This is a genomic window from Streptomyces luomodiensis (genome assembly GCF_031679605.1).
GTDB lineage: Bacteria > Actinomycetota > Actinomycetes > Streptomycetales > Streptomycetaceae > Streptomyces > Streptomyces luomodiensis.
Genome location: NZ_CP117522.1, coordinates 17,968 through 43,375 on the forward strand (window position 1 = coordinate 17,968; position 25,408 = coordinate 43,375).

General features: G+C 69.3%; 17 protein-coding genes and 4 pseudogenes. 3 read left to right on the forward strand and 18 right to left on the reverse strand.

Annotated elements, in window-relative coordinates; genetic code table 11:
• Nucleotides 1-28: 28 nt before the first annotated feature.
• From PS467_RS00080 to PS467_RS00155, 16 genes and pseudogenes are all read right to left on the reverse strand, one after another.
• Entirely contained in the window at nt 29-301 is a 273-nt protein-coding gene (locus PS467_RS00080; protein ID WP_311033347.1) for a hypothetical protein, read from the reverse strand.
• A 304-nt stretch (nt 302-605) separates the two neighbouring features.
• Entirely contained in the window at nt 606-1,679 is a 1,074-nt protein-coding gene (locus tag PS467_RS00085; protein ID WP_311039731.1) for a pentapeptide repeat-containing protein, read from the reverse strand.
• A gap of 158 nt (nt 1,680-1,837) precedes the next feature.
• Complete coding sequence (locus PS467_RS00090) at nt 1,838-2,092, reverse strand: hypothetical protein (protein ID WP_311033348.1); 255 nt, start codon at nt 2,090-2,092, stop codon at nt 1,838-1,840.
• A gap of 387 nt (nt 2,093-2,479) precedes the next feature.
• On the reverse strand, nt 2,480-5,494 hold the full coding sequence (locus PS467_RS00095; RefSeq protein ID WP_311033349.1) for an AAA family ATPase: 3,015 nt from the start codon (nt 5,492-5,494) through the stop codon (nt 2,480-2,482).
• 2 nt (nt 5,495-5,496) lie between these two features.
• Complete coding sequence (locus tag PS467_RS00100; protein ID WP_311033350.1) at nt 5,497-6,669, reverse strand: exonuclease SbcCD subunit D; 1,173 nt, start codon at nt 6,667-6,669, stop codon at nt 5,497-5,499.
• Nucleotides 6,670-7,313: 644 nt separating this feature from the next.
• A complete protein-coding gene (locus PS467_RS00105) occupies nt 7,314-8,078 on the reverse strand; it encodes a phosphotransferase family protein (protein ID WP_311033351.1) in 765 nt (254 codons plus the stop codon).
• 60 nt (nt 8,079-8,138) lie between these two features.
• Complete coding sequence (locus tag PS467_RS00110; protein ID WP_311033352.1) at nt 8,139-9,428, reverse strand: UDP-glucose dehydrogenase family protein; 1,290 nt, start codon at nt 9,426-9,428, stop codon at nt 8,139-8,141.
• The gene (locus PS467_RS00115) at nt 9,425-11,125 is read right to left on the reverse strand and encodes an ABC transporter ATP-binding protein (protein ID WP_311033353.1); all 1,701 of its coding nucleotides are present in this window, start codon (nt 11,123-11,125) and stop codon (nt 9,425-9,427) included. Before PS467_RS00115 ends, PS467_RS00110 begins: the two co-directional genes overlap by 4 nt.
• Before the next feature lie 148 nt (nt 11,126-11,273).
• The gene (locus PS467_RS00120) at nt 11,274-12,959 is read right to left on the reverse strand and encodes an ABC transporter transmembrane domain-containing protein (protein WP_311033354.1); all 1,686 of its coding nucleotides are present in this window, start codon (nt 12,957-12,959) and stop codon (nt 11,274-11,276) included.
• Nucleotides 12,960-13,005: 46 nt separating this feature from the next.
• Nucleotides 13,006-14,271 (reverse strand): radical SAM protein, encoded by a 1,266-nt coding sequence (locus PS467_RS00125; protein WP_311033355.1) that lies wholly within the window; start codon nt 14,269-14,271, stop codon nt 13,006-13,008.
• A gap of 66 nt (nt 14,272-14,337) precedes the next feature.
• Nucleotides 14,338-15,318, reverse strand: a complete 981-nt coding sequence (locus PS467_RS00130; protein ID WP_311033356.1) for a Gfo/Idh/MocA family protein — start codon at nt 15,316-15,318, stop codon at nt 14,338-14,340.
• 32 nt (nt 15,319-15,350) lie between these two features.
• Nucleotides 15,351-16,346 carry a glycosyltransferase gene (locus PS467_RS00135; protein WP_311033357.1) on the reverse strand — a complete coding sequence of 332 codons (996 nt, stop codon included), beginning with the start codon at nt 16,344-16,346 and terminating at the stop codon, nt 15,351-15,353.
• 156 nt (nt 16,347-16,502) lie between these two features.
• Nucleotides 16,503-17,537, reverse strand: coding sequence for a Gfo/Idh/MocA family protein (locus tag PS467_RS00140; RefSeq protein WP_311033358.1), 1,035 nt, complete (start codon nt 17,535-17,537; stop codon nt 16,503-16,505).
• Nucleotides 17,534-18,316, reverse strand: coding sequence for a sugar phosphate isomerase/epimerase family protein (locus PS467_RS00145; protein WP_311033359.1), 783 nt, complete (start codon nt 18,314-18,316; stop codon nt 17,534-17,536). The genes PS467_RS00140 and PS467_RS00145 overlap by 4 nt, the downstream gene beginning before the upstream one ends.
• Complete coding sequence (locus PS467_RS00150; RefSeq protein ID WP_311033360.1) at nt 18,313-19,488, reverse strand: glycosyltransferase family 2 protein; 1,176 nt, start codon at nt 19,486-19,488, stop codon at nt 18,313-18,315. The genes PS467_RS00145 and PS467_RS00150 overlap by 4 nt, the downstream gene beginning before the upstream one ends.
• A pseudogene (locus PS467_RS00155) lies at nt 19,485-20,429 on the reverse strand (UDP-glucuronic acid decarboxylase family protein); the annotation flags it as partial. The gene PS467_RS00150 and the pseudogene PS467_RS00155, both read right to left, overlap by 4 nt.
• 483 nt (nt 20,430-20,912) lie before the next feature.
• Here PS467_RS00155 and PS467_RS00160 point away from each other — a divergent pair.
• Both PS467_RS00160 and PS467_RS00165 read left to right on the forward strand, forming a co-directional pair.
• Nucleotides 20,913-22,193 (forward strand): annotated as a pseudogene (locus tag PS467_RS00160) (IS701 family transposase).
• A gap of 91 nt (nt 22,194-22,284) precedes the next feature.
• Nucleotides 22,285-22,818, forward strand: a pseudogene (locus PS467_RS00165) (transposase family protein); the annotation flags it as partial.
• A 79-nt stretch (nt 22,819-22,897) separates the two neighbouring features.
• Here PS467_RS00165 and PS467_RS00170 read toward each other — a convergent pair.
• Nucleotides 22,898-23,266 carry a hypothetical protein gene (locus tag PS467_RS00170; RefSeq protein ID WP_311033361.1) on the reverse strand — a complete coding sequence of 123 codons (369 nt, stop codon included), beginning with the start codon at nt 23,264-23,266 and terminating at the stop codon, nt 22,898-22,900.
• Nucleotides 23,267-23,450: 184 nt separating this feature from the next.
• Nucleotides 23,451-24,091, reverse strand: a pseudogene (locus tag PS467_RS00175) (HNH endonuclease family protein).
• 555 nt (nt 24,092-24,646) lie between these two features.
• On the opposite strand from PS467_RS00175, the gene PS467_RS00180 reads away from it, so the two are divergent.
• The gene (locus PS467_RS00180; RefSeq protein ID WP_311033362.1) at nt 24,647-25,363 is read left to right on the forward strand and encodes a recombinase family protein; all 717 of its coding nucleotides are present in this window, start codon (nt 24,647-24,649) and stop codon (nt 25,361-25,363) included.
• The last annotated feature ends 45 nt before the right edge of the window (nt 25,364-25,408 follow it).

The following is a 25,408-nucleotide window of genomic DNA, read 5'->3' on the forward strand; positions in this document are numbered from 1 at the left end:
CGTTCGAGGGCAAGTCGGTCCGGGGCGGTCAGGGAGTGTCACCGGTCCAGTCGAAGCGGGCCGGGGCGCCGGGGCGCGGGTCATACATGGCCCGGCCGCCGGCGCCGAACTGCCCAAGTTCCGTAGGGAGCGCGACGCCACTGTCGACCTCGTCCTGCGTCCAGCCGGTGCTGTCGAGCAGCAGGCCGTCCAGCGGCCCGCCGACCAGTTCGGCGTAACGCCGGCCGGGCTGCGGGCCCGGGTAGTCATGGTCGGCGCCGTAGACCCTGCGGCGCAGCAACTGCTCGTCATCACGGTCCATCCCTTCAGCCTCCCAGACGCCACCGACAGCTCGAGTCGTCTCCGGGCTTGCCCACACCCCCGGTCCGGGCTTGCTCACCTTCATGGTGGTGCCCGCCGTCAGCCCGGGCAGGATGGTTGATGCGCGGGCTGCGACTGGTTGGGTGAAGTCGAAGGCCTCTCCACCAGCCTTGCCGCAGCACAGGAAAAGGTCGACCAACTCGACCGGCAGCAAGAACGCAAGGCTTCACACATCTTCATGGGGATCCCCACGTTCGACCAGGTCGTCGCCCGCACCAGTGAGACGAGGGAGCCGTAAACCGCAGTCAGGCCGGCGCCCCATCTGCGTCAGTTCGATCAGGTGTACCGTCCTGTACGACGAGGGCCCATCTGGGGTTCTCCGGCAGCGGATGTGCAGACCAAGTTCGCCTCCCTCGTTCCGGTTCAGGGAGTGGTTCCCCTTCCGCCAGCGGACGTTCCTTCCATCCCGAGGGGAAGGGCTGGCGGTTGGTGGTCCACTCGGTCTCCGTGGTCAGGGCTCGAGCTTCGCGGAAGGACGGAGGCTGGGCGAACGAGCAGCGTCCCCAGCGGGCGTAACCGGCGAAGGTGGCTCCCTCAAAGTCGGCGATGCCACGGAAGTTTGTAGCGTCAAACAGAATGAACTGGCCGAACCACACGCCACGAAAGATCGCATGCTCGAAGGTCGTGCCATGGAAGAAGCCGCGTTCCACGATCTCGGCATGCGCAAAGTTGGTGGTTCCGGCGAAGTGGGTGTACCGGAAGTCGGCGTGCTGGATGCGGCAATACGTGAAGTCGACGTCGATGAGGGTGGCCCCAGACAGGTTGAGCTGGATATCCGGCCAGAAAGTGATCCGTGAGTGCCCGGGAGATCTCGAGTCAGAGACCTTGGGATCGACACGCAAGTGGTCGGCGAGCAGCTTCTGAACCGTGGCCCGTACGACCTTCTCCTGCTTCCAGCCAGTGCGGCCTTCGTCCTCCGCCGGGGGCGCCGGGTTGAAGGGCATGCGCAGGTAGGCGCACATGACATCGACAATGGTCTGCCGGTGATCGGGGTGGTCCTGGGCGAGGCGTTCGAGGGCGTAGATGCCAGCAAGGCGTACCGGGGCGCTCTCGCTGCCGAGCTGTGCGGCTGCGGCGGTGTACAGCTCAGTGATTCGCCGCTCGGTGGCGTCCTGCTCGGTGGAAGCGTCGACGGCCTCGCGATGGATCTGCTCCCGCTCGTTCAGCCACTGCCGCCGTGCGGTCAACAGCAGGGCGGCTGCGCCTCCGGTGCCGGCTCCCACTGTGAGGGCGGCCTTGACCGCGTCCATCCGGGCCTTCGCCCGGTCCGCCCCACGGAGCCCGTCGGTCTGGGCGAGCAGGGCCCACAGCGACAGCATGATCGCCACCGCAACCAGCGTGACGCCGGCGGCAGCCCACCACCACGACAACGGCCGGAATCCCCGGGACCTACGCTCCCGCTCACCACTCATCTGATGTACGTCCTCCCCCTGGCGCGTCGAGTACCGGGAGCAGCATGCCCACTAGCAGCTGCAGATCACTCCGTAACACGGAGTGGCCCCCGCCTGAGAGAGGACCATCCAACGTCCTCTTGAAGAACATTGCCCACGCTTAGTTCAGAGAACAGCAGCAACCCATCCAACGGCCCGCCTATGAGCGCGGCATAGGTCTGGTGCGGGAGCGGGCCCGGGTCGGGGTCATCGTGGTCACAGCCGTAGACCCGGCCGCGCAGCAGCTGCTCATCGCCGGCCTGAGCTCGGGCACAGGCCCGGGCTCGGGGTGCCCTGGGCAAGGTCCTGGTCGACCTTGCTGCGGTTTTCCCGGGCGCTCACTGCGACCAAGGACCCTGTATCCCCCAAGTTACTGGCGCAACACTGCCATTCCTGGCCGGACCAGCTCGATGCCCCGGTGTCCAGGCTTCCGCAAGGGGTACGAGGTGGTCGATGTCCGGGCCACGGGCGTTCGTGACGTCGGTGTCGTCGTAGCAGGAGTGCCATACGCCGCCGGTGATCGTGCACCGGCTGCTGACCGTCGGAGGTTCGACCGCCTCGGCGATCAGCACTTCCTGGCGCGTATTGCAGGATTCCCCGTCCTCGTCCACCCAGTGCTGTGGGCCAGCCGGTGCTGGTGGCCGGCCCCGTCGAGATCATGGCGGGGCGGTGCAGGGGTGAGCTCGGTGTCATTCGGCTGCATCGGTCACGTGGACGAGGGTGGAGCCGACGGGGCTTTTACGGACGTGGAGGCGCTGGGTGATGCGGCGGCGCATCTCGGCGACGTGGCTGATGACGCCCACAGTGCGGTCGTGGTCGCGCAGGGAGTCGAGGACGTCGAGGACCTGGTGGAGGGTGTCGTCGTCGAGGGTGCCGAAGCCTTCGTCGATGAAGAGTGTGTCGAGTGCTTGCCCGCCGGCTTCGGCAGTGACGACGTCCGCGAGGCCCAGGGCAAGGGACAGGGACACGTAGAAGGATTCTCCGCCGGAGAGGGTGTCGGTGTGGCGCTGGTGTCCGCTCCAGGTATCCAGGACCTTGAGGCCCAGGCCGGATTTGGCACCGCGGGCGGCCCGTTCGTCGGAGTGGACGAGGGTGAACCGGTGGTGCGACATGCGGGTCAGGCGAGTGTTGGCTGCCTCAACAACGTCCTCGAGGCGGGCGGCCAGGACGTAGGACTCCAGTTGCATGCGGAGCCGGTTGCTGAGCGAGGCGCCGCTGATCAGGCCGTGGAGGTGGTCGACGGTGCAGTAGGCGGCCTCCAGGGGCTTGAGGTTCGCTGTGAAGGCATCGAGCTGGGCGCCGAGAGTGGCGAGGGCGGCGACGCGGTCGGTGGCTTGGGTTTCGGCAGCCGTGGCGCTGGAGTGGGCGGTGGTGGCTTTCTCCAGGTCCGCCACAGCATGCTCCAGGTCTGCGGGAGGCTGGGCAGCGGCGTTCTTGAGGTCGGGTTGGTCGAGACGGGCGGCCAGGACGAGTCGCTGTTCGTGCCAGCGGGTGATTTCTTCGCTGATCCGGGCGAGGTCGGCGTCAGACAGCAGGGCGTTGGTGGCCTCGGCCGGTGAGGCGAATCCGGCGGCCTGGGCTGCCTGCTCGGTGCGTGCCGTGGCGTTGCGCAGGTCCTCTGTGGTGCGGGTCATGGTGGTGGTGCACTCGGCTGCGGCCTCGATCCGCTCCGCGAGCTGGGTGAGGTGGGTGATGCGGTCGGCGAGCGTGGTGTGCTGGTCCAAGGCGGCGGCCAGGCGCTGGCTGAGGGTTTCGCGCTGGGTGTGCAGGTTGTCGTAGGTGGCGTCGATGGCGCCCAGGCGCTGCTGTGCGGTGCTGCGGGTGTGTTCGCGGTCGGTCTGCTGCTGTTCCAGACGGGTGAGTTCTTCTTCGGCTGTGCCTGTATCCGCGGCTTCGGCCAAGGTCTGGCGGAGGCGGTTTTCCAGCTCGGTGCGTCGAGCCATGAGGTCGGTAAGAGGGGTGTCGCCACCGGCCTGGCCGCGTGCTTCAGCAGCCTCCTGCTTGAGGTGGCTCAGCGTCTGGCTGGCTTCTTTCTCTTTCTGTTGCGCGACGGCGTGGGCGGTTTCGGCGGCCTGTTCGTCGGCGGCTGTGGGCTGGCCCGGCTGGGGAGTGGCGGGTGCCGGGTGGGTGGCGGAGCCGCAGACGGGGCAGTTTTCGCCGTCTTTGAGGCGGCCGGCGAGTTCGGCGACGATGCCGTCGGTGCGACGTCGGCGGAGGTCGATGTAGGCCGCAGCGGCCTGGCTGAGGATGCCGGTGGCCTCGGTCAGGGCTTCGTCGGCGGCGGCAACCTGCGTGAGCAGGCTGTCGCGGTGGGCGGCGGCCTCGCACTGGGCGTTCACCGTGCTGAGGGTGACGGTGAGTTCCCGGCTGGTTTCCTGGGCGGTGCGGGCTGCTTGCAGCCGTGCGGCCAGTGTCTCGCGCAGGTGGGGCAGGCCGTCCAGCCAGTCCTGGGCTTCGGCGACAGTGTCGGCCAGCTCGTCGCGTTCGTTTGAGAGCGCTGCGAGTTCGTCGGTGTGGTGCTGCAGTGCAGCTTCATCCGGGAGCAGGGCCTGTGCGGCACCGATGTGGCCGCGTACCTGTTGCGCGGTCTGGGCGAGACTGTTGCCGTCCTGCGAGGCGTGTTCGGCTGGTAGGAGGGCGCGGGCGTTGGTGTCGGCGGCCGCGGCGAGGCTGTGGTCGTGGGCGGCGGTGTGGGCGTCGTCGAGGACGGTCTGCAGTTGCCTCGCCGTACGGGCGCGGTCGCGGCGATCGGTGAGCTGTGTGTAGTGGTCGGTGTCTTCGTCGAGCTGGGCCAGTTCTTGCTGGGCGGTGTGGTGTGCCTGCTGGAGGCGGTGCAGGTCGCGGGTTTGCTGCTCGGTGGCGCGGCAGTCGGCCAGCAGTTGGCGGGCGTTTTCGGTGCCGGCGGCGGCTGTCTGCTGAAGCGTTGCGGCCTGCTGGTGCAGGGCGGCGGCCCACAAAGGTGCCTGGTCTGTGAGGGTGGCCGGGTCATCGGGGCGTGGCGCGCCGGTGGAGGGGTCGAGTTCGTCGCCGGCGGCCTGCTGGATGCGTTCGGCCAGGCGCATGACGTCGGCGCGGGCCTCGTCGCGGCGTTTAGCGGTCGCGGTCTTGCGTTCGGCCAGGAACTCCTCGATGCGGCCGAAGCGGCGGGTGCCGAACAGGGTGCCCAGCAGGATGCGGCGTTCGGAGGCGTCCGCCCGCAGGAATTTGGTGAAGTCGTTCTGCGGGAGCAGGACGACCTGGCAGAACTGCTGACGGTTGAGGCCGAGGAGGGATTCGATCTCTTTGCCGGCCTCTTTGTGGGAACTGCTGATGCCCTCCCAGCGGCCCTGTCCGTGCCCGTCTTCGGTCCACTGCCTGAGGTCGGTTTCGGGTTTGTGTTCCACGAACTCGCCCGGGCGGCGCGAGTGGGGCTTTCGCTGCGCGGGCACGCGGCGGATCTGCAGGCGTTTGCCGGCGATGGTTGTTTCCAGGGTTACTTCGGTGAGCAAGTCGGTGGGTGCGTGGTCGCTGCGCAGCCGTGCGTTGCGCTCGCGGGGTGGATAGCCGTAGAGGGCGAAGCAGATGGCGGCGAACAGGGTGCTTTTGCCTGCTCCGGTGTCGCCGTGCAGGAGGAACAGGCCGTCGGTGGTCAGGGCGTCGAAGTCGATGCTGTGGCGGCCGGCGAAGGGGCCGAAGGCCTGCAGGTGCAGGGAGTGCAGGCGCATGTTCAGATGGTTTCCTTCTGCTGGGCGTCCAGGTGCATGCGGTCGACGGCCTCCTGCAACAGGGTCTGCTCGTCGTCGGTGGGCGCGCTGCCGCGGACGGCGGTGATGAAGTCGTGGGTGATCTCGAGGTCGCCACGGCCGCGCACCCGGTCCCGGTAGGTGGGGGTGTCGGTCGCCTGGGCGGGGATGGCGGCGGGTTCGTGCTTCAAATCGAGGGTGTGGGCAAAACGCTGGCGCAGGCGGCTCATCGCCTCGTACGGCCGGGCGGGGTCGGTAAGGGTGACGTGCAGCCAGGCTTCGGTCAGCGGGGTGTGGGCGGGGTTGGACAGCAGATCTTCCAGATGGCCGGTGAGCCGGGCCAGGGGGAGGTGCAGGTCGGCGGGGACGGCCTGGTGGGTGACGGTGGGCGTGCCGTCGGCGTCCAGGTCGACCAGGGCCAGGGATTTGGTGTGGCCGGCTTCGGAGAAGGAGTAGGCCAGCGGGGATCCGCTGTAGTGGATGCGGTCGTTGACGGCCTGGGGGCGGTGGAGGTGGCCGAGCGCGGTGTAGTGGATGCCGTCGAACACGGTGGCGCCGGCGTGGGCGACGCCGCCGACGCTGATGTCGCGTTCGCTGTCGCTTCTGTCCGCGCCGGTGATGAACGCGTGGGCCAGGACGACGGCGCGGGTGCCCTTGGGGCGCGTGGCGAGGTCGGCGCGGATGCCGTCCAGGGCCGCGGTGAGAACGGCCTGGTGGGATGCGGTCTCCACGTGCATCTGCTCGCTGACCAGGGTCGGGTGCAGGTACGGCACACCGTAGACGGCGACGGGGCCGTGGGTGTCGGACAGCAGGACGGGCCGTGGGGCGCCGGCGGGGTCGGTGCGCAGATGCACGCCGGCTTTGGCGTACAGGCCGGAGCCGATACCGAGGCGGTGGGCGGAGTCGTGGTTTCCGCTGATCATGATCGTGGGGATGCCGAGGTCGGCGAGTTCGTGCAGGGCCCAGTTGAACAGGCGCGCCGCGTCCAGGCTCGGGATGGCACGGTCGTAGATGTCGCCCGCGATCAACACAGCGTCGACCTGTTCGGTGCGGGCGGTGGCGCAGATATGGGTCAGGACATTGCGCTGACGGGCGATCAGGTCTTCCCCGTGGAACCGGCGGCCCAGATGCCAGTCCGAGGTGTGCAGGAACCTCATGACGTCAGAACGTAACCGCTGAAGTGACAGCAGTGGATGGTTTTTCAGATAAAAGCCCTACTTCGGGTGTCCGAAGCAGCTTGCCGGAGACAACTGTGCCGCCAGGGCATGAAGGCAGTCCGAAGTGCGACCACCAACCGCCAGCGCGGTCTGCGGCGGCGCCCCGGCAGGCTGCCCGCCTCGAACACGGTGCCCGGCTCGTGGCGGACCGTTTCGATGTCCCGCAGATACTCCGGGACCGCCGAGTACTCCAGTTCCATCGCCGTCAGCACCACCACGTAGCACATGCCCACCGCCCCGCGGTATCCCCGACCGATCCGGCACGTCCCCGGTTCCCCGACGGAGTAGCTCTACCCGGGCCCGCGACCGGCACAACAACCGCCCCACCACGGGCCGTGACCGCAAGAGGCGGGCCGTACGGACGGCTTCGGGTCAGCGGCGTCGAACACCACGCCCCGACGCGGGGCGTGCTATCACCGCGGAGGCGACCGCCATCCACGATCTTCTGGTCGGCCAGGAAGCCGAACCACCGCTCGACCTGGTTGATCCACGAGGAACCGGTCGGGATGAAGTGCATGTGAAAGCGGGGGTGATTGGACAGTCACGTCCTGATCGTGGGGGCTTTATGGGTGCCGTAGAAGCCCCTATGTCTCGTCAAGCCTTGGAGGGAAATTGGCTGGTGGGGCTTCCAGAGTCTGGCGTTGCGCTGTCACCCACTCACGGGCCGCGCGGATACGAGCCGGCACGCCCGCGCGCGCCAGCTCCCTCAGGGCCGGGTCTCCGTCACGCGCCCCTGCTTCGATGCCGCTGCGTGTGCGTTCCTGCCACCAGATGATCGCGGGGACCAGGCGGGCGCGGTCGGCATCGGGGAGTCCGTAGGCGTCGGCCACCAGGCGCAGGCGTTCGGCGGCCCAGGCGGCATCAGTTCCTGGGCCGAGGCCAAGGAACTGCCAGCACAGGTGGGCCACGTCGTGGATACGTAGTCCGGGGCCCGCCAGGTCCCAGTCGATGAGGGCGATCGGGTGCAGCCTCGCGCCTTCTCGGCGGTACACGGTATTGCGGGGGGACAGGTCGTTGTGGCACACCACTTCGCCGCCTTCGGCCAGGGGGTGTCCCTGGGTGAGGTCGTGGGCCTGGCGCACCAGAACACACAGTTCGCGGAGGCTGCGCTCTTCGTGGACGGCCGGGTCGCCGCCCGCCCAGGGGACGTGACCAGGCACGTACTGCAAGACGTCGCGCCCCTGCTCGTCGCTTCCCAGGTGGCGGGGAGCGCCCGGCCAGTGGTGCTTCTGGAAGAGGTGCAGGAGCTCACGCAGGTAGGGCGAGCGGGCGGTGGGACGGCGTCGGACGGTTCCGTCAAGCAGAACGGTCTCGTTGACGAAGCCGCCGGGGAGGCGTTCCTCGGGCATGTCGGCAGGGTGCTCCTTGCGGGCGGTTGGCGGGGGCGGAGCCGGCTCTGGCACGGATCGTCAGTGCGGGAGCCGGCTGCGCCCCACTCCGAGGTAGTGGTAGCCGACGCCTTTCATCGTGGCGGGGTCGAGCAGGTTGCGTCCGTCCAGGATGACGGGGGTGCGCATCGTGGGACGTACGACGGGCCAGTCGACGTCCAGGAGTTCGGGCCATTCGGTGACGATCACGGCGGCATCGGCCTCCGCCATTGAGTGCGCGGGGCTCGGGGAGCGGCTCACGTGGGACCAGGGGGCGGTGTCGGGCAGTTTGGCCAGGGGGTCCCAGCAGCGGACTTCGGCGCCTTCGGCGAGGAGGCGAGCCGCCAGGACGGTGCTGGGAGCCTGGCGCATATCGTCGGTGCCTGGTTTGAAGGTCGTCCCCAGGAGGGCGACCCGAGCTCCGTCGAGCCCGCCAAGGGCGGCGCGGAGGCGGACGACGGGCCGGCGGTGCTGGAGTTCGTTGACCTCGATGACGGCATCCAGGAGTTGCGGGGAGTGTCCGGCGTTTCTCGCCATCTGCTTCAGTGCAAGCGTGTCCTTGGGGAAGCAGGAGCCGCCCCAGCCGACTCCGGCCTTCAGGAAATGGGGTCCTATGCGCTGATCCAGGCCGACGGCGCGGGTGACGGCGACGATGTCCGCGCCGACCAGGTCGCAGATGTTGGCGATTTCGTTGGCGAAGGAGATTTTTGTGGCGAGGAAGGCGTTCGCGGTGAGTTTCACCATCTCGGCCGATTCCACGTCGAGGGTGACGATCGTGCCGGGGACGTCCTTGTGCAGGTCGGCGACGCAGGCGGCGGTCTGCTCGTCCCAGGTGCCGATGACGATGCGGTCGGGGTGAAGGAAGTCGTGGACGGCGGTGCCCTCGGCGGTGAACTCGGGGTTGGAGGCGTAGCCGACGTGCCGTAGTCCGACCCGGTCCAGGGCTGTGCGGACGCGGGCCCCTGTCCCCACCGGGACGGTGCTTTTGACGACGACCGCTGTCAGGTGCGTGGCGTCGCGCAGGGAGCGGACCACTGCGAAGACCCGGCTGAGGTCCGCGTCTCCGCCCGCCGTAGGAGGGGTGTCCACGCAGATGTACGCCACTTCGGCGCCGCGGACGGCTTCGTCTGCATCGATGGTGTAGGACAGCCGGTCGGCGTTGCGGGTGAGGAGCGTGTCCAGACCGGGCTCGTGGATGGGTGTGCGGCCGGCGCGCAGGGCTGTGACGGCTTCGGAGCGTATGTCGCGTACGGCGACGGTGTGGCCCAGTTCCGCGAAGCAGGCCGCGGTCACCAAGCCGATGTAGCCGGCCCCGAATACGGCGATCCTCATGGAGTGTGGTCACCCTTCTGGTCGATGGTGGTCGAGGTGGTGCGGGATGTCGGGAGGTTGCCTGTCGGGCGTTCGGAGGCCAAGGGGCCGGTGTGATCGCCGGGAGTGGCGTCGGCGCGCCCGTTGTGGATGTGCCAGAGGCGGGCGTACTCGCCTCCTTGTTCAAGGAGGGTGTCGTGATCGCCCAACTCCGTGATGCGGCCGTCCTGGAGGAGGGCGATTCGGTCGGCGGCCTGGGCGGTGTGCAGTCGGTGCGCGATCGTGATGAGGGTGGAGTCGCGGAGCCTGTCCGCCAGGATGTGCTCCAGGGCGGACGCCACGGTCCGGTCCAGGTCAGAGGTCGCCTCGTCGAGGACGACGATGGGAGGGGCCGCGATCAGGACGCGTGCCAGCGCGACCTGTTGGGCCTGCCGGGCGTCGAGGGGAATTCCGCCGGAACCGATCCGGGTGGCGATGCCGTGAGGAAAGGCGGCGACCCAGGACGCGGCGCCGACAGCGTGCAGGGCGTCAAGGAGATCGGCGTCGCGGGTACCCGGCCGGGCCAGGGCCAGGTTGTCGCGCAGGGTGCCGGCGAAGACGTGCTGGTCTTGTTCGACGACGGTGATGAGGCGGCGCACTGTCGCACTCGGCAGTGTGTCCAGGCGTACACCGTCGAGCAGGACGGAGCCGCTCTGCGGGGTGTGCAGTCCGGCGAGCAGCGCCGCGAGAGTTGTCTTGCCCGCCCCGCTGGGTCCCACGAGGGCAAGTTTCTCCGCTGGGCGCACGTGCAGGTTCACGCCGTGCAGGACGGTGCGCCTGCCGTCGTGGGAGAACGTCAGCCCGTGCGCGGCGAGAGCGGGGCGCCGCGGGACGTGCGGTGGCGGCGGGGGTTGCGCGGGAGGAGCGGGGATCCCGAGCAGTCGTACGAGTGCGGTGTGAGCGAGGTGCAGGTCGTCGACGTAGTAGGAGATCCGGCTGACCGGCTCGCCGAACTGCTGGGCGTACACGGCCGCGGTGGTGACGGCCCCGATCGTCGTCGCGCCGTGGGTGTGCAGCACGAAGCCGGTGACCAGCACAGCGGGCAGCGGCAGCAGACACACCAGTCCGAGCGTCGGCAGCCAGACGGTGCGCAGGTTCAGGGTGTGCAGGCCGGCCCGGAACCAGCGGTCGACGTCCTGGCCGGTGCGGCGCTCGCGCACCACCGCCAGGTCGAGGGATTCCACGGTGCGGGGGTGTGAGCTCGTTTCGATCAGGCCCTCGCTGAGCTGGGCGTAAGCGCGGGCCTCGGCCAGGTACCACTGCGGGGCGCGCCTCAGGTACCAGCGGCAGAGTGTCGTCGCCAGGCCCAGTGACAGCAGGCATGGGATCAGGTACAGGGGCTGGAGCACAGCGAGAGCGGCGACGGTGATTGCCATGGTGAGCAGCGAGCCGATGAGTTCGAAGAGGGTGAAGCGAAGGTTCTTGGAGAGGGTGGTGATGTCTCGGGTGGTGCGGGTCAGCAGGTCGCCGACGCCCGCGCCTTCCACGGCGGCGGTGGGGAGGGCGACGGCCCGGGCCATGGCCTCTTCTCGCAGGTCGGCTAGGAGGTCCTCGCCCAGGGCGCGTGCCCGCAACCGGGCATGGCGCGTGAGCCAGGTCTGGAGGAGAAGGAGGAGCACGCCGAGGGCGATGAGGGGTTCGACGGGGGCGCCGGTGTCGTGGGCCACTGCAGCGGCCACCATCCCAGGATGGGGCCGATGCCGAGTCCGGCGATGACCGACAGGACGTAGACGAGGAGGACGGCGCACAGGGACCGCCGTTTGCTGCGGCCGACGGCGCGCAGGTACCGGGCGACGGCACCCCGGTCAGCGAGGGGCAGCATGGTGCTCACGCGTGTACCTCCCCGGCGTTGCCGCTCCCGGCTGTTGTGCTCCTGTCGGGGGTCGCGGGCCGGTCGGCGACGGTGCGGGTGATGTCGGCGAACGCGGCGAAGGCCGGACTGTCGGTGACGATGACAGTGGTGCGCCCGCGCCGGTGGGCAGCCAGGCCCTGGGCCATCCGCATCTCTGTGTGGGCGTCGACGGCCTGGGTGGGGTTCAGGAGGATCAGCACGTCGGGGTCCGCGAGGAGGGACCGGGCGACCAGGAGCCGCTGGCGCTGGCCGCCGGACAGGGTGTACCCGCGTCCTCCGACCGGAGAGTCCAGACCGTCGGGGAGCGTGCGGAGGAGGTCGGTGGCGCTGACGGCGTCGAGGGCGTGCGCGAGGTGCTGGTCGTCATGGCGTGTGTGGGGGTCGAGCGTGGTGCGCAAGGTGCCGGCGAAGAGGCCGGACAGAGGGGTGGTCAGCAGGACGGTGCGGTGCAGGAGGGCAGGGTCGAGACGATCCAGGGGGGTGCCCCGCAGGTGGACGCGGCTGGGACGGTAACCCCCGAATTCGTCGGCGATTCGGGCGCCGACAGCCGCGTCATGCACCTGGATAACGATGAGTTGGCCACGACGAACGGTGATCCCTCGTGCCGTATCGCGGAGTTCGGGGCAGGAGGCGGACGGAATGGGGATGTCCAGGCCGTCGCCTTTGATCGCGCCGGGGCTCAGGGCGGTGATGAGGCGGCGGGAGGCGATGAGAGCCTTGGCCGCCTTGTCGTAGAACTCGGCCGCGGTCTGCAGCGGCACGACGAGGAACGCTGTCAGGCCCGACAGGGTCAGCAGGGTTCCGGGGCTCATCTCGCCGACCAGCGCCAGGCGTGCGGCGATCCCGAGGGTGAGCAGGCCGAACAGGCCGGGCAGCAGCACATTGGCGGAGTCGACGACTGTCTCGGTCCGGCTCAGCCGCACAGCGATGGCACGGGCCTGCTGAGACTGGGCCCGGTAGCGGTGCAGGAAGTCGCCCTCCCCGCCGGTGCCCCTCAGCACACGCAGGCCGTGGACGGCGTCGACGGCCGAGGTGCTCAGATCGTCCACGGTGTCGCGCAGCGCCTGCTGCCCACTCGACAGGGGACGCATCACCGGCCGGATGCCCAGCACCAGGGCGGGCATCGTGACGAGGGTCAGAGCGCCGAGCAGCGGCGCGGTGGCCAGAAGCAGGAGCGACACCGCGGCGAAGGCGACGAGCGCTCCAGCGGCCCGCGCCGCGATGCGCAGGAAGTCACCGACGGGCGCGATGTCGCCTGCGGCGACGCTCGCCACGCCGGTGCCCGCGTCGTCTGGCGCACGCTGTCTGCCGTTCGCACTGTGGCGTGCCACCAAGAGCATGACGCGGCTGTTCGCCGTGCGGGCGCTGCTCTCCGAGAACCGGTTGCGCAGCGCCCCACAGATGTGGAGGACCAGAGCGAGCCCCGCGAGGGGCAGGCAGCCGACAAGGACGGTACGCGTGGTGGCGCCCCGCGTGGCGAAGAGGTCGTCGATCTGACGGCCGACCAGGACGGGCAGAGCCGCCTGCGCGAGCATCCAGACGATGCCGAACAGGCAGGCAGCGGTGATGGTGCGCGCCTGCTGCCGCGCCAGCCACAGCAGGAGCCGTGCCGGTGACCGGACATCGGGCGCGCCGGTCGTGCTCAGGTGGGGTCGGCGCATGTGCTGCCTGCCCCGTCCGTCGGCGTCGTGGTGCTGTCGGTGTGCGTCATGACTGGTCGGGGACGGACAGTGCGCGCAGGCTGTCCGAGAGCATCCGGGTGGGGACCAGGACCTGGCCCGTGGAGTCGGCGTCGTCGCCTGCGAACGGCACCGCCGGGATCAGCCGCGGATCGCGGCTGCGTACGACATCGTGGTGCGTCGCGCTGGAGACGATGCCCTCGGCACGGTCCGGGTGGACGAGGTATTCGAAGTCGGTGTAGCGCTGGGCATAGGTGTAGCGGCACGGGGCGAACGCGTCGGGAATGTGTCCGCTGAGATGAGCACGGCGCAGGGCCTGCCACTTCTCACCGTTCCAGATCTCTTCGAAGGTGTGGTGCTGGAGCGAGCCGAGGGTGTACTCGTCGCTGCCGATGAGGTGGTCGCAGAAGCCGACGGCACCGTCGTAGCGGACATAGGCGTAGCTCCAGGGGTGCATGCACGCGGGTTTGCGGACCATCTCCGGAAGAGCAAGGGAGGGGTCGGGGGCAGCCCCGAGCTGGACGACGACTCCGTGCTCGCGTCCGGCCTCGGCGGCACGCGCGTACGCCTCTTGAGTGCGGCCGAGATCCTGGCGCAGGTGGGAGGGGTCGTCAACGTGGGCGACCAGCGGGTGGATGACGACCGGGGAGATGTCCAGGCGGGCCGCGAGGCGCACGATGTCGGCGAGCTCGTCGAGGTTGTCCATGCTGGACACGACGTTGAAGTTGACGTGGTCACGGGGCACGCCGTGGCGGTCGCGGGCCTCCACCAACGACGCACAGGTGCGTTCGAGACGCTCCAGGGTGCCGCCGGCGCGGAGCTTGTCGAAGAGTTCGGGGGACGCGGCGTCGCAGGAGACGGTGACGATCCCCTGTCCGCGCATCAGGGTGTCCCACACGGCCGGGCGGTTGATCTGGCCGTTTGTCACGACCCGTACCCGTACGCGGTGTTCGAGCGCGCGCAGGACCAGGTCGCCGAAGCCAGCCAGCATGGTGCTCTCGCCCCAGCCACGGACATCTACCAGGTGAGCGTCGGGGAACAGTTCTTCGGCGAGCCGGTCGAAGACCTTCTCGTCCATGTTGAGCGCGGGATCGTACTTCTCGCCGAAGCGGCACATGGGGCAGCGCAGGTTGCAGTTCTGGGTGAGTTCGACGAACAGCGCGAGCGGCCTGCTGCGCAGTGTCGTGGCGCCCTCGCGGTACTCGTGGATGTTGAGTGCCTGGTTCTCGCGGCGGCGCTGGGTCATTTCGAAGGGGCGCACGGGGATGTCGAGCAGTCTGTTATCGGCTCGCATGGTCCTTCTCCTGGCGTCGTGACGCATGGGCGATGGGGGGTATGAGGGCAGGTCTGTTCCCCTGGTTCAGGCGGGCCCGCCGCCGAGCAGGGACAGGGCCTCCTGCACCTGGGCCGAGCTCTCCAGCGAGGGCAGTACGTGCGGGCGGCCGGCCACCGCACGGGCGAAGTGGTCGAACATCGCAGCGTACATGTCGAGGCCGGGGTGGGTGACCCGGAACCGCTCCCCCGTCGCACTCGTGCGCAGCAGATGGCCGTCGCCGGTGCCGGGATTGAAGCAGTGGTCCAGGACGAGACTGCCCTTGTCGCCGCGTACGGTCAGCCGGGACTCGTACCAGGGCAGCAGGAAGCTGGTGCTGAGCAGCGCGGCTGAACCCCGGCCGTAGTCCAGGGCACCGGCGGTGTGCACGATCACTCCGTTGTCCTCGCGGTGGACGGTTCCCGCACCGGCGTGCGGCCCGCGCCCGAAGACCTGGTTGGCGGCGTCGACGAGGTAGCAGCCGAGGTCCAGCAGGGAGCCGCCCCCGAGGTCGGGTGACATGCGGATGTCATCGGGGTCGTCCAGAGTGAAGGACAACGTGGCCTCGACATTGTGGACTTCGCCGATGACACCGTCACGTATGCCTTGGAGCAGTGCCGCGAACTGGGGATGTGTGCGGTACATGAAAGCCTCGGCCACGGTCCGGTCCGCCTCGCGTGCCGCGGCCGCGATGCGATGGACGTCGTCGACGGTCGTGGCCAGGGGCTTTTCGCACAGCACATGCTTCCCGACGGCCAGCGCGGCCAGGGTCCACGAGGTGTGCAGGGAGTTGGGTAGGGCGATGTAGACCGCGTCGACCGCGGGGTCCTCCAGGAGGTCCTGGTAGGTGGTGTAGGCGCGTGCTGTCCCCGCGCGGTCGGCGAGGCGCTGGGCGGCCGCGGCGCGGCGGGAGGCGACGGCGTGGGCGACGGCGTGCGGGGAGGTGGCCATCGCGGGCAGGGTGAAGTGCTCAGCGATGCGGGCGCCTCCCAGTACGCCCCAGCGCAACGGCGGCATGTGATTAGTCATCAGGCGTGCTGTCCTTTCGCCGGGATGCGGGCTCAGCTCAGATCCGACTTGCGCAGGGGGGCACGCGGAGTCCCGCCGGTGAAGGAGCCATAGGCCCACTCCAGGATCTCGCCGAACTCGGTTAGTCCGAAGCCGTTGTTGGCCCGGAAGTGTCCGAGGTAGGCGGCGAGCAGCCCGGCGGCGTGCTGGTCGCCGCGCACCGCGTGGTAGCCGAGGGCTTCCACGTTGCCGCGGATGTAGCCGCGGTGGGCGGGCTCGGTGGAAGCGGGGCTCATCCATGAGTCGTGTTGCACCAGGGCCCAGGGCGCGTAGGCGACTCCCCGGCCTTCGCGCATCAACAGGTAACCCAGTTCGGTGTCCTCGCCCGATCCGGCGCCGGTGCCCGGACCGAGGTGCGGCAGGAAGGCAGGACGGTGTGCCGGAAGCAGGCTGCGGCGCAGCGCCAGATTGTTGGACGAGCCGACGGCGCACCAGGGGACGGTCGGCTCGCCGCGCACGGGGCCCGGGGTCCAGCTCGGTGCGGAGACAGCCGGGCACCAGCGTTCACCGTCGTCGCCCTGGGCGACTCCCCAGGCGCTTTCGCCCAGTTGGGGAAGGTAGGCCGTGCGCAGCTCCCAGCCGGGCACGGGCACCGGAACGACTTTTCCGAAAGCTGCCGCCACGTCGAGGTGCGTCGCCATGTAGTGCGCCATCTCTTTGGCCCAGGCGGGGTCGGGCAGACAGTCGTCGTCGAGGAACAGCACGACGTCGGTCCGCGCTTGGGACAGCGCGAGGTTGCGTCCCACGGACGCCGGGCCGCTGCCGTCCAGGACACGGACGCGCACGGGGGCGCAGGCATCGAGGACGCGCCGGCGGTCCAGCGTCCCCGCGGTGTTGTCGACGACGATGACCTCGTGGATCGTGCTGGTGTCACCGGCGGCGATCATGGATAGGGCGCGGGTGAGCGCCGGACGTCCGACCGTGCAGACAGCCACGGTCAGTGCGTCGTCGGCGATGGTCTCCTGCGAGGGGGGCGAGGTGTGGGGCATGGCGGCGAAGGATCTCCTTGACGGTCGGCGGGTGGGATGCGCGGTGTTGCGGAAGGTGACAGGAGCCTTGCGGGCCGGATTGTGGCGAGCGGGGTCTGTTGGGCGGGCATCTGCGGAGTGGCCGGTGGACCGGCGCAGGAGGTTGCGAGTGCTCTCTCAGGTGGCTGGCCGAGCGGCTACCAGGCCGTCCAGGGAGACACTGCCGCCGGTGCGGGCGGAGGTGTCGGCGGCGGTGAGCACCCGTAGGACGGTCGCGCAGTCGTCCGCGGAGGCTGCGAAGGGCCTGCCGTCCCGTAGCGCGGCGAACACCTCTCGGTACAGCGCCGTGTACGACGGCTCGACGGCGGCCTCGCGGGCCGGGACGGAGGCGAACGCCGTGGACGGAAGCGCCGTGCAGGGCCCGCAGTCGCCCTCCAGCCGCAGCGTTCCACGCGTGGTGTGCACCTCCAGGACGGGCACGGCCGACGGCGCGCACCACGACGACTGCACGCTGCTGAGCACGCCGTTGGCGTGCTCCAGCAGGATCAGTGCCAGGTCCACGGCCGCGCCTTCTTCGGGGCGTGCGGTGCGGGCCGTCACCCGTACCACGGGGGAGGCGGCCAGCTCGGTGGCCACGTAGACCCAGTGGTAGGCGTTGTCCACGAGGCATCCCGCTGCCGCGTCGCTGCGCCTCCAGTGAGGGCTATCCCCAGCACCGGGAAAGTGGCCGCTGTCCGGCTGCTCCAGGCGCAGGAAGCGGACCTCCCCGCCCTGCCCCTCTCCCAGCCGGGCGAGGGCCTGCCGCACGTCGCTGCGGTGCAGGTAGTTGTGGACCACCCCCAGCTCGTGGCGCCGCGCACGGTCGGCGATCAGGGCGGCCTCGGTGACATCCGTCGTCATCGGTTTCTCCGCCAGTACCCGTGTTCCTGCCTCGAGCAGCGCGGAGAGGGCGTACGGGGTGGAGCGGGGAGGCAACACGAGGACGGCGAGGTCGACGGGATCGCCGGCGGCCAGGAGGACGTCCACATCGTGGTGGCGGTGGGCCGCGGGCACACCGAGGCGGGACCCGAGCAGGTTCCGGCGGTGGTCAGCCGTGTCGACGACGCTGGTGACGCGAGCCTCGTCCGCGAGTGCCGACAGAGCTGGCGCGTGTCCCAGTTCGGCGATGGCTCCGCAGCCGATGAGGGCGACACGGATCGGGTCGCGGTTCACTCGTGGGCCCCTTCCTCTGAGGCGATGAGGGACCGCACGAAGTCGGCATCGTGCCGCAGGGCGGCCGTCAGCTGCTGCGCGGGCATGGCGCGTTCGACGACGGCGACGTGGACGCTGCCCGCCGCCAGGGCCTGTCGCCACCCGCCCAGGAGGTCGACCTCGCCGGTACCCAGGTCGAAGGAGTGCGGGGCCTGCGGGTCCGCGGTCAGACCGTCCTTGATGTGGAGGTAGTCGCAGCGTCCTGCCGTGGCCTTCAGCATGCGCGCGGTGTCCCCGGCGACGGCGGCCCAGTGGAGGTCGACGACGAAGCCCACCTCCTGCTCGCCGGTTTCCTGGGCCAGGATTTCGAAGGGCGTGCTGCCTCCGGGCAGAGGAATGCCCTCCTCGGCGTGGTTGTGGATCAGGGTGCGGGCTCCCTCCTGTTCCGCGCGGGCGGCGTGTTCGCGCAGGGCGGGAAGGCAGGCGAGCGTCTCCTCCTCGCTCGCCACCGGTAGGCCCGACAGGATCAGCCGGTGCAGGCCGAGGTTGCTCAGCGTGCTCCAGTTGAAGCCGTCCAGTTCCTGCCAGAACAGATGCAGGGTGGTGAGGTCGAGGCCGCGCTCCGTGCAGGCAGCCCGCAACCGTGGCCGGTCGCCGAGCAGCGACGACATGATCTCCAGTCCCCCGTACCCGGCATCCGTGATGGCGTCGAGGGTGCCCTCCAAATCGGTCTCCGCGTGGCGACCCAGGATGCCGTAGCCGTGGGTGCCGGTCTGCAGGACAAGTCGGGTACTGGTCATGAGACGTTCCTCTCCTGGCCGCGGGGATCGTTCGGCTCGGCGGGCGAGGAGGCCGGCCGGAACAGGTGCGGCGGGAAGTAGTTGAACCGCTTCATCGTCAGCAGCGGTCGGCCACGGACAATCGCCTCTCGGGTGATGCCGACGTGGTAACTCCAGTCGACGCTGGTGGCCGCGACGGCCAGGCCCAGCAATCGGCCGACGCTCAGGCCCTCTTCGGGCCGGGAACGGCGGAGGAGCCGAACCGTGTCCCGGACGAACCAGCTGGCCAGCACGGCCGCGGCGGCGCCCGACACTTTGCGGCGCGCCCCGGGCAGCAGCGCGGCGGCGACCGTTAGCGCCACGGCGGCGCTCACCGGGTTGAACGACCAGGACGCGTACTGCGGCTGGCGCACGCAGTTGTAGACGCAGGCCCGGCCGTAGAGGAAGAGCTTGCGGTGGAACTGGGACAGCCTGGTGATGCCGTCCGTGGCATGCATGACCACGGCCCGCGGGTGTCCCAGTATCCGGTGTCCGGCGGCATGCAGCCGCACGCCGAGATCGACGTCCTCGCCGCCGACGACGGTGTACGGGTGCTCGTCGAAGCCGCTGATTTCCTCGAACGCGTCTTTGCGCACCGACAGATTGGATGTGGCCCCCCACCAGAGGCGGTCGTAGTGGAGGGGCCAGTTCCAGGGAGCGTTGACCACCACGGAGTGCTGGACCGTACGCCAGGCAGGGACCTGTCCGGCTCCCTCGACCACGGTGGGACCCGCGACCGCCGCGATGCTGGCGCCGTCCGTCGCCCGGTGCTCGTTGTGCGCGTCGATGTGGGCGCTCAGCAGCGAGGGCGTGGCCACACAGTCGGAATCGATGAACAGCACCAGCGGGAAACGGCAATGCGCCACTCCTGTATTGCGCTTCGCGCCGACGTTGCGCGGTCCCCGAAGGTAAGTGGCGCCTGTGGCGCGGCACGCCTCTTGGATGCCTTCGCGATCAGTGCCCTGGGAGTCGTCGACGATCAGTACCTCGGCCTCCATGCCGGAGGGAAGTGCGGTGATGGCGGCGTTCAGCGAGTCCAGGAGCCGGCGTACCGCGTCGGGGTGCCCCAGGGTGGGGACCACCACGGAGACGGACGACAGCCTGCCCCGCACGCCCCCACCGGCCCCCGCCGTCGTGGGACGGGGGGCGGTCACCGGCCGCTCACCGCCCCGGCGAGGGGGGTGGCCGCGAACCAGTCGACGGTCCGGCGCAACCCCTCCTGGAGACCGACCCGTGGCCGCCACCCCAACTGCGTGGCGGCACGGGTAGTGTCGGGGCGTCGCAGCGCCGGGTCGTCCTGCGGTAGCGGGACGCTTGTGAGGACGGAGTCGGAGCCGGTCGCCTGGACGACCAGCCGGGCTGTTTCCGCCACGCTGAGCTCTTGCGACCCGCCGAGGTTGACGGGTCCCGGCTCGCCCGTCGACGTCAGCAGCGCCCACAGCCCCTCGACCATGTCGTCGACGTAGCACAGCGAGCGGGTCTGTGTGCCGTCTCCGGCTACGGTCACCGGCAGGCCCGCCAGAGCCTGGGAGATGAACGTGGGGATCATCCGGCCGTCGTCGACCCGCATCCGGGGACCGTAGGTGTTGAAGATGCGGGCGATGCGCGTGTCCACCGCGTACTGCTGGCGATAGGTGACGGTGAGGGACTCACTGAACCGCTTAGCCTCGTCGTAGACGGCCCTCGGGCCGGTCGGATTGACATTGCCCCAGTAGCTCTCTGGCTGCGGATGGACCTTCGGATCGCCGTAGACCTCGCTGGTGGACGTCAGGAGGAAACGAGCACCGTGGCGTGCGGCCAGCTGGAGAGCGTGATGGGTACCGGCCGAGCAGACCAGCATCGTCTCCAGCGGCAGCCTCAAGTAATCGGCGGGCGAGGCCGGGCATGCCATGTGCAGCACGTCGGTGACGAGGCCGTCGACGGACAGTTCCCGTGACACGTCGGCCTGGTTGAAGGTGAAGCCGGGGTGATCTTCTAGGTGGCCGATGTTGGCACGCTCGCCCGTGCTCAGGTCATCGACGCAGACGACCGAGTAGCCCTCGGCGAGGAGCCGGTCGCACATGTGGGACCCGAGAAACCCTGCCCCGCCCGTCCACGGCGCGCCGCTCGCCGCTCATTCGATGGTTCCCGCCACGATGCAACGGCCTGGGCACCCACGTGCGAGCGCCGGCCGTTCCGAACTGCCTCTGCGTAGTCGCATGTCCCGTATGCACATGACATACGAGCATCATCGCCACGCACAGTTGCCGCAACAGCTTAGGGAAAACTCTGCAAAAAATCGATCCCTCAGAGTAAAGTTTGATCCTTGGACATACGGGCATGGTTAGGGCGACCAGACTTGGATGCGACCGAGACGGCGTGGCGCCGGTGAAAGTTGGCACGGCCAGGAGGCGACGGCCACGCCCTGCCGATGAAGATTGAGCCAAACTGACGCATGAGCGGCGTCAATCAGGTAGGCAAATAGCCTAAGGATCTTTGTAATTCATAAACGACACATCGGCGGTGCCGCGTAAGCCACCGCGCCAGTAGGACTCCGTTAGGTCTGTGTGTCGACCTTGTTCAGGGGCACCGTGAGTGTGTGGACGCACATGAAGTGAACCGTGTTCGGGCGACGTTGGAGCGTTATTCGTGGCGGATGTGTTCGCCTCGGTGCCGCGCAAGGACCAGCGGGCTAAGAGCGACTGCTATCTGCGGGGAGTGATGATGGACGGTCGCCGCAAGTCCATCCAGGCCATGGCCTCGCGACTTCCGGACGGCAATGAACAGAACCTGCAGCAGTTCGTGAACCAATCCACGTGGGATCCGGTTCCAGTGCGTCGGCGGATCGCCGAGCGGCTGGTGCCGCAGGTCGGCCCGGACGCCTGGGCGATCGATGACGTGTCGTTCCCCAAGGACGGAAGGATGTCGGTCGGTGTCGCCCACCAGTACTGCGGTGCGCTGGGCAAGCAAGCCAACTGCCAGGTCGCGGTCAGCGTCCACGCGGTCTCCGACACAGCGTCATGCCCGCTGAACTGGCGGCTGTTCCTGCCCAAGGAGTGGGCCGAGGACACCGTCCGGCGCCGGCAGACCGGCGTGCCCAAGGACGCCGGGCACCGGGAGAAGTGGCGCCTCGCCCTGGACGCCCTGGACGAACTGGCCACCTGGCAGCTGGTGCCGCCGGTCGTGGTAGCGGACGCCGGCTACGGCCAGAACGCCGACTTCCGCGCCGCCCTGACCGAGCGGGAGATCCGTTAAGTAGTCGGGATCCGCGGCGATCTGACCGTCCAGCCCTGTGACGCCCTCCCTGATGCCCCCGCCTGGTCCGGAAACGGCCGGCGGCCGGTGCCCCGCTACCGGCAGCGACCCGTGCCGGTAGCGGAACTGGCCGCGGCCGCCGGACGGGAAGCCTTCAGCGAGGTGACCTGGCGGGAAGGCTCCCGCGGCCCGATGACCTCCCGCTTCCTCACGGTGCAAGTCCGGCCGGCCGGGGCGCGCCCGCGTCGGCTGGCCCAGCAAGCCGCGGTGGCCGAGCACGGCCGGTGGGACGGCATCCTGCCCCAGGTTGCGACTGCTGGCCGAATGGCCCGACGGCGAGGACCAACCGACCCGCTTCTGGCTGTCCGACCTGCCCGACGACACCCCGATCCCGGACCTGGTCCGCCTGGCAAAGATCCGCTGGCGCATCGAACACGACTACCGGGAACTCAAGCATGGCCTGGGACTGGACCACTTCGAAGGCCGTTCCTGGCCGGGCTGGCACCACCACGTCACCCTGGTCACCGCCGCCCACGCCTTCCTCACCGAACAGCGGCTGGCCCCAAAAGCCGACACAGCGGACTCACCCTCTACCAGATCCTCGACATCCTCCAGGACCTGCTGAACTGCTGGACCGGCATCTGCACCACCTGCCACCAATCCCTGCCCCGCAGGACCACACCAAGATCAAGACAGACCTAACGGAGTCCTACTAGGTCCTGGCCGCGCTCGCGCCGACCCTTGCGGAGGCGGGGTCCGGACAGCATCATCGAAGGCGTTCGTGCTGCTGGACGGGGCCTGCTGCCGATCGACCGGGTCGCCGCTGACCGGCCCTACTACTCGGGAAAGCACAAGAGGCACGGGATGAACGTGCAGGTCCTCGCCGATCCGTTCGGTCGGCTGTTGTGGGTTTCACCGGCCCTGTCCCGGCGCCGTCCATGACGTCCGCGCGGCCCGTGAACACGGCGTCGTCGATGACCTCGCCGAGGCGGGCATCACGTGCTGAGCCGACAAAGGCTACCGGGGTGCCGGCGGCACGGTCCGCACCCGTACTGGGGACGGTGGGGGACCCTCTCCACTGGTCAGCAAGCGGTGAACCGGTCCCACGCCAAGGTCCGCGCACTTGTCGAGCTGGCCATGGCCACCCTCAAGTCCTGGCGACTCCTTCGCAAGCTCCGGTGCTCGACACCCGGATCACCCACCTCGTCCAGGCAGTCCTCACCCTCCATCTGGCCAGCTCAGACCGATGATGGAATGCCTCTTTGACAGGAACTGCAGACCTGAATCCCAGGACGTCGGCGAGGAGCCGGCGGTGAAGGTCGCTGAGGTTCACGCCGCGGCTGCCGGGCGAGCCGAAGCCAGCTCGGGGAACGCCTCTTCCCATACGTCGCGGATGGCGCGGCTGATCAGTGTGCGCAGGACGGGCCACTGGGCGATCAGGAGGTCCCGGTTCAGCAGGGCAATCAGGTCACCGTGCTGCCCTTCGGCCAGCACGGTGCGGTACATGCTCATCCGCGACCGCGGCCGGTCCAGATCGAACCGCGTCAGACCCGACCACGCCACATGCAACGGCAGCTGCACGGAACCGTGCACCGGTCCAGCCAGCTCACCAAGCGTGCCGGGAAGCCTCCGCGTGTAGCGCTGCCGCAGCACCTCGGAAGCGGACGGCGACGGCTCAGCAGCAGACACAACGGACATGCCACCAGTATGAGCGATGAGCACCGGTCCGTAGCACAGGAAATCCGGCAGCGAAGCTGACCGTCGTGCCACGCGGACCCGGCCGCGTGGCACGACACTCCGCATTCGCGTCGGGAGAGAAAGAGCAGCCGGTGCTCATCCGGACACCGGCGCGCCGGCCTGTCGGCGCGCCGGGAACTGACTGTCAGGCGCAGGTGGCGAGCATGCCGTCCAGGGCCGAGCGCTCCGCCGGGTCCACGGTCAAACCGTACGCGCGTTTCACCGAAATCCAGGCGCGGCCGTAGGTGCAGCGGTAGCCGGCCAGCGGGGGCTGCCAGTTGGCGGGGTCCTTGTCGGCCTTGGAGCGGTTGGAACGGGCGGAGACGGCCACGAGCTGGGAGTGAGTGAGGTCGTTCGCGAACGCCCGGCGGTCCTGCGTGGTCCAGGCCGCCGCGCCGGACCGCCAGGCTTCCTTGAGAGGCACGACATGGTCGATGTCGAACTGGGCCGCCGTCTCGGCCGCCACACCGTCGTACGGCGAGACCCAGTGACCGGAGGCCGCCTGGCTGTCCTGGGTGACGCCTCCGCCGTCGCGCTGGAGAGGACGACCTCGCGGGTGTCGCAGGTGCCGTACTGGATGACCCAGTGGGGGAACTTCGCCCGGCTGTATCCGGGGACGTCCTCTTCGGGTGCGACGGTCAGTTCTTGCAGTTCCGCCCGGGCTTCCTCAGCCGTCGGGGGCTCCGGGAGCTCTGCCGCTGATACGGGAACGGTGACGGACGACGGGGCGCTTGGTGTGGCCCAGCTGGAGGGAGCGGAACCCATGAGGCCGGCGGTTGTCAGCATGGCGGCCGCAGCAGCGGCCCAGCGACGCACCATCATGGCTGTCACCGTGGCCTGCCCCGCTGGAGCGAACGTTCTTTTCCCGGGGGCTGTCACCCCATAGTGGATACGCGGCAGCGGGGCTCCAGCCGCCGTCGAATCCGTGGGGATATCGACCACAGGCCTTCCCGCCCGGCCTCATGCTGCACGTGTACCGGGCACCTGCTTGCCTCGATATTCGAACAAGGGATCTCGTGCAGTGCATGACCCAGCACGACTTCCCTCATGACCTCGTGGAGGCGCAGACCGCCTGGTACCGCACGTACTGGCAGCTCGCGGAATCCGGTCCGACAGCGAGCACCGCGAGGAGCCGCCGGCGCCTGCAGGAGCTGTCGGTACAGATCGCCGGGCCCCGTACTGGTGCGGACCGTCGGGCACGCCCGCCGCGCGTACAGAGCTCAAGGAGCTCGCCCGGCGTGCGGTCGGTCGATGAGGCTCACCACCTGAGCGGAGGCATCCGCCCTGTGTCATCGCCTCATGCCGCCTGGCCCGTGGGCTGGGCGGTCCTCAGGACGTATCGTGCACGGGCCCACCCCGCACGCGGGGTGGGCCCGTCTTGTTTGGGAGGCCGCCCCCGATCAGGAGGTCATCCTCACCGTCCACGAGCTCAAGCGCCTGGCCCGCAACGCCGCCGAGCTGATGACCCTCTCCGGCCAGCTCCAGACCGCCGGCGTCCAGCTCGAACTCCTCACCGGCCCGCTCACCGGTGTCTACGACCCCAACGGCATGGGTGCGATGTTCTTCGCCGTCCTGGCTGCCGCCGCGCAGATCGAGCGCAACTACATCCGGGAGAAGACCCTGGAAGGGCAGGTCACAGCCGCCGCGAAGGGCAACCACGGCGGACGACCGAAGGCCATCGACGACGACTCCCTTCTGCTGGCCCTCGCGCTGAAAGACCGCGGCGTCCCCGTCCCCGAGATCGCCAAGAAGCTGACCATCAAGACCGGCAAGAACGCCGGACAGCGCCCCTCGGTCGCCTCCGTCTACCGGGCACTCGCCGAGGCCGAGGAAGCCGACGCCCCGACAGGGGCGCACGTCGTCGGCCCCCGCCGACCGGTCCGCGCACGGATCACCCGCCCTGGCAGTGGCACCGACCCGGAGCCGATGGAACGGCTCACCCGGCAAGTCCTCGACAAGGACCGCGTGCTGGACGATCTGGTCCAGCAGACCGAGGAGGGCACGACCGACGTCGTCGCCCAGCTGCTGGCGCAGGTCCGGGATGGAAATGCCCAGTGATCCGGCCCCGGGCTGGGTCCTCTTCTCTTTCCGTTTCCGGGCGTC

What these genes read in the sequence shown, in the direction of transcription:
- PS467_RS00080 (WP_311033347.1), bottom strand. Translation starts at nt 301, where the DNA reads ATGGACCGTGATGACGAGCAGTTGCTGCGCCGCAGGGTCTACGGCGCC.
- PS467_RS00085 (WP_311039731.1), bottom strand. Translation starts at nt 1,679, where the DNA reads ATGCTGTCGCTGTGGGCCCTGCTCGCCCAGACCGACGGGCTCCGTGGG.
- PS467_RS00095 (WP_311033349.1), bottom strand. Translation starts at nt 5,494, where the DNA reads ATGCGCCTGCACTCCCTGCACCTGCAGGCCTTCGGCCCCTTCGCCGGC.
- PS467_RS00100 (WP_311033350.1), bottom strand. Translation starts at nt 6,669, where the DNA reads ATGAGGTTCCTGCACACCTCGGACTGGCATCTGGGCCGCCGGTTCCAC.
- PS467_RS00105 (WP_311033351.1), bottom strand. Translation starts at nt 8,078, where the DNA reads ATGCCCGAGGAACGCCTCCCCGGCGGCTTCGTCAACGAGACCGTTCTG.
- PS467_RS00110 (WP_311033352.1), bottom strand. Translation starts at nt 9,428, where the DNA reads ATGAGGATCGCCGTATTCGGGGCCGGCTACATCGGCTTGGTGACCGCG.
- PS467_RS00120 (WP_311033354.1), bottom strand. Translation starts at nt 12,959, where the DNA reads ATGCGCCGACCCCACCTGAGCACGACCGGCGCGCCCGATGTCCGGTCA.
- PS467_RS00125 (WP_311033355.1), bottom strand. Translation starts at nt 14,271, where the DNA reads ATGCGAGCCGATAACAGACTGCTCGACATCCCCGTGCGCCCCTTCGAA.
- PS467_RS00130 (WP_311033356.1), bottom strand. Translation starts at nt 15,318, where the DNA reads ATGACTAATCACATGCCGCCGTTGCGCTGGGGCGTACTGGGAGGCGCC.
- PS467_RS00135 (WP_311033357.1), bottom strand. Translation starts at nt 16,346, where the DNA reads ATGCCCCACACCTCGCCCCCCTCGCAGGAGACCATCGCCGACGACGCA.
- PS467_RS00145 (WP_311033359.1), bottom strand. Translation starts at nt 18,316, where the DNA reads ATGACCAGTACCCGACTTGTCCTGCAGACCGGCACCCACGGCTACGGC.
- PS467_RS00170 (WP_311033361.1), bottom strand. Translation starts at nt 23,266, where the DNA reads ATGTCCGTTGTGTCTGCTGCTGAGCCGTCGCCGTCCGCTTCCGAGGTG.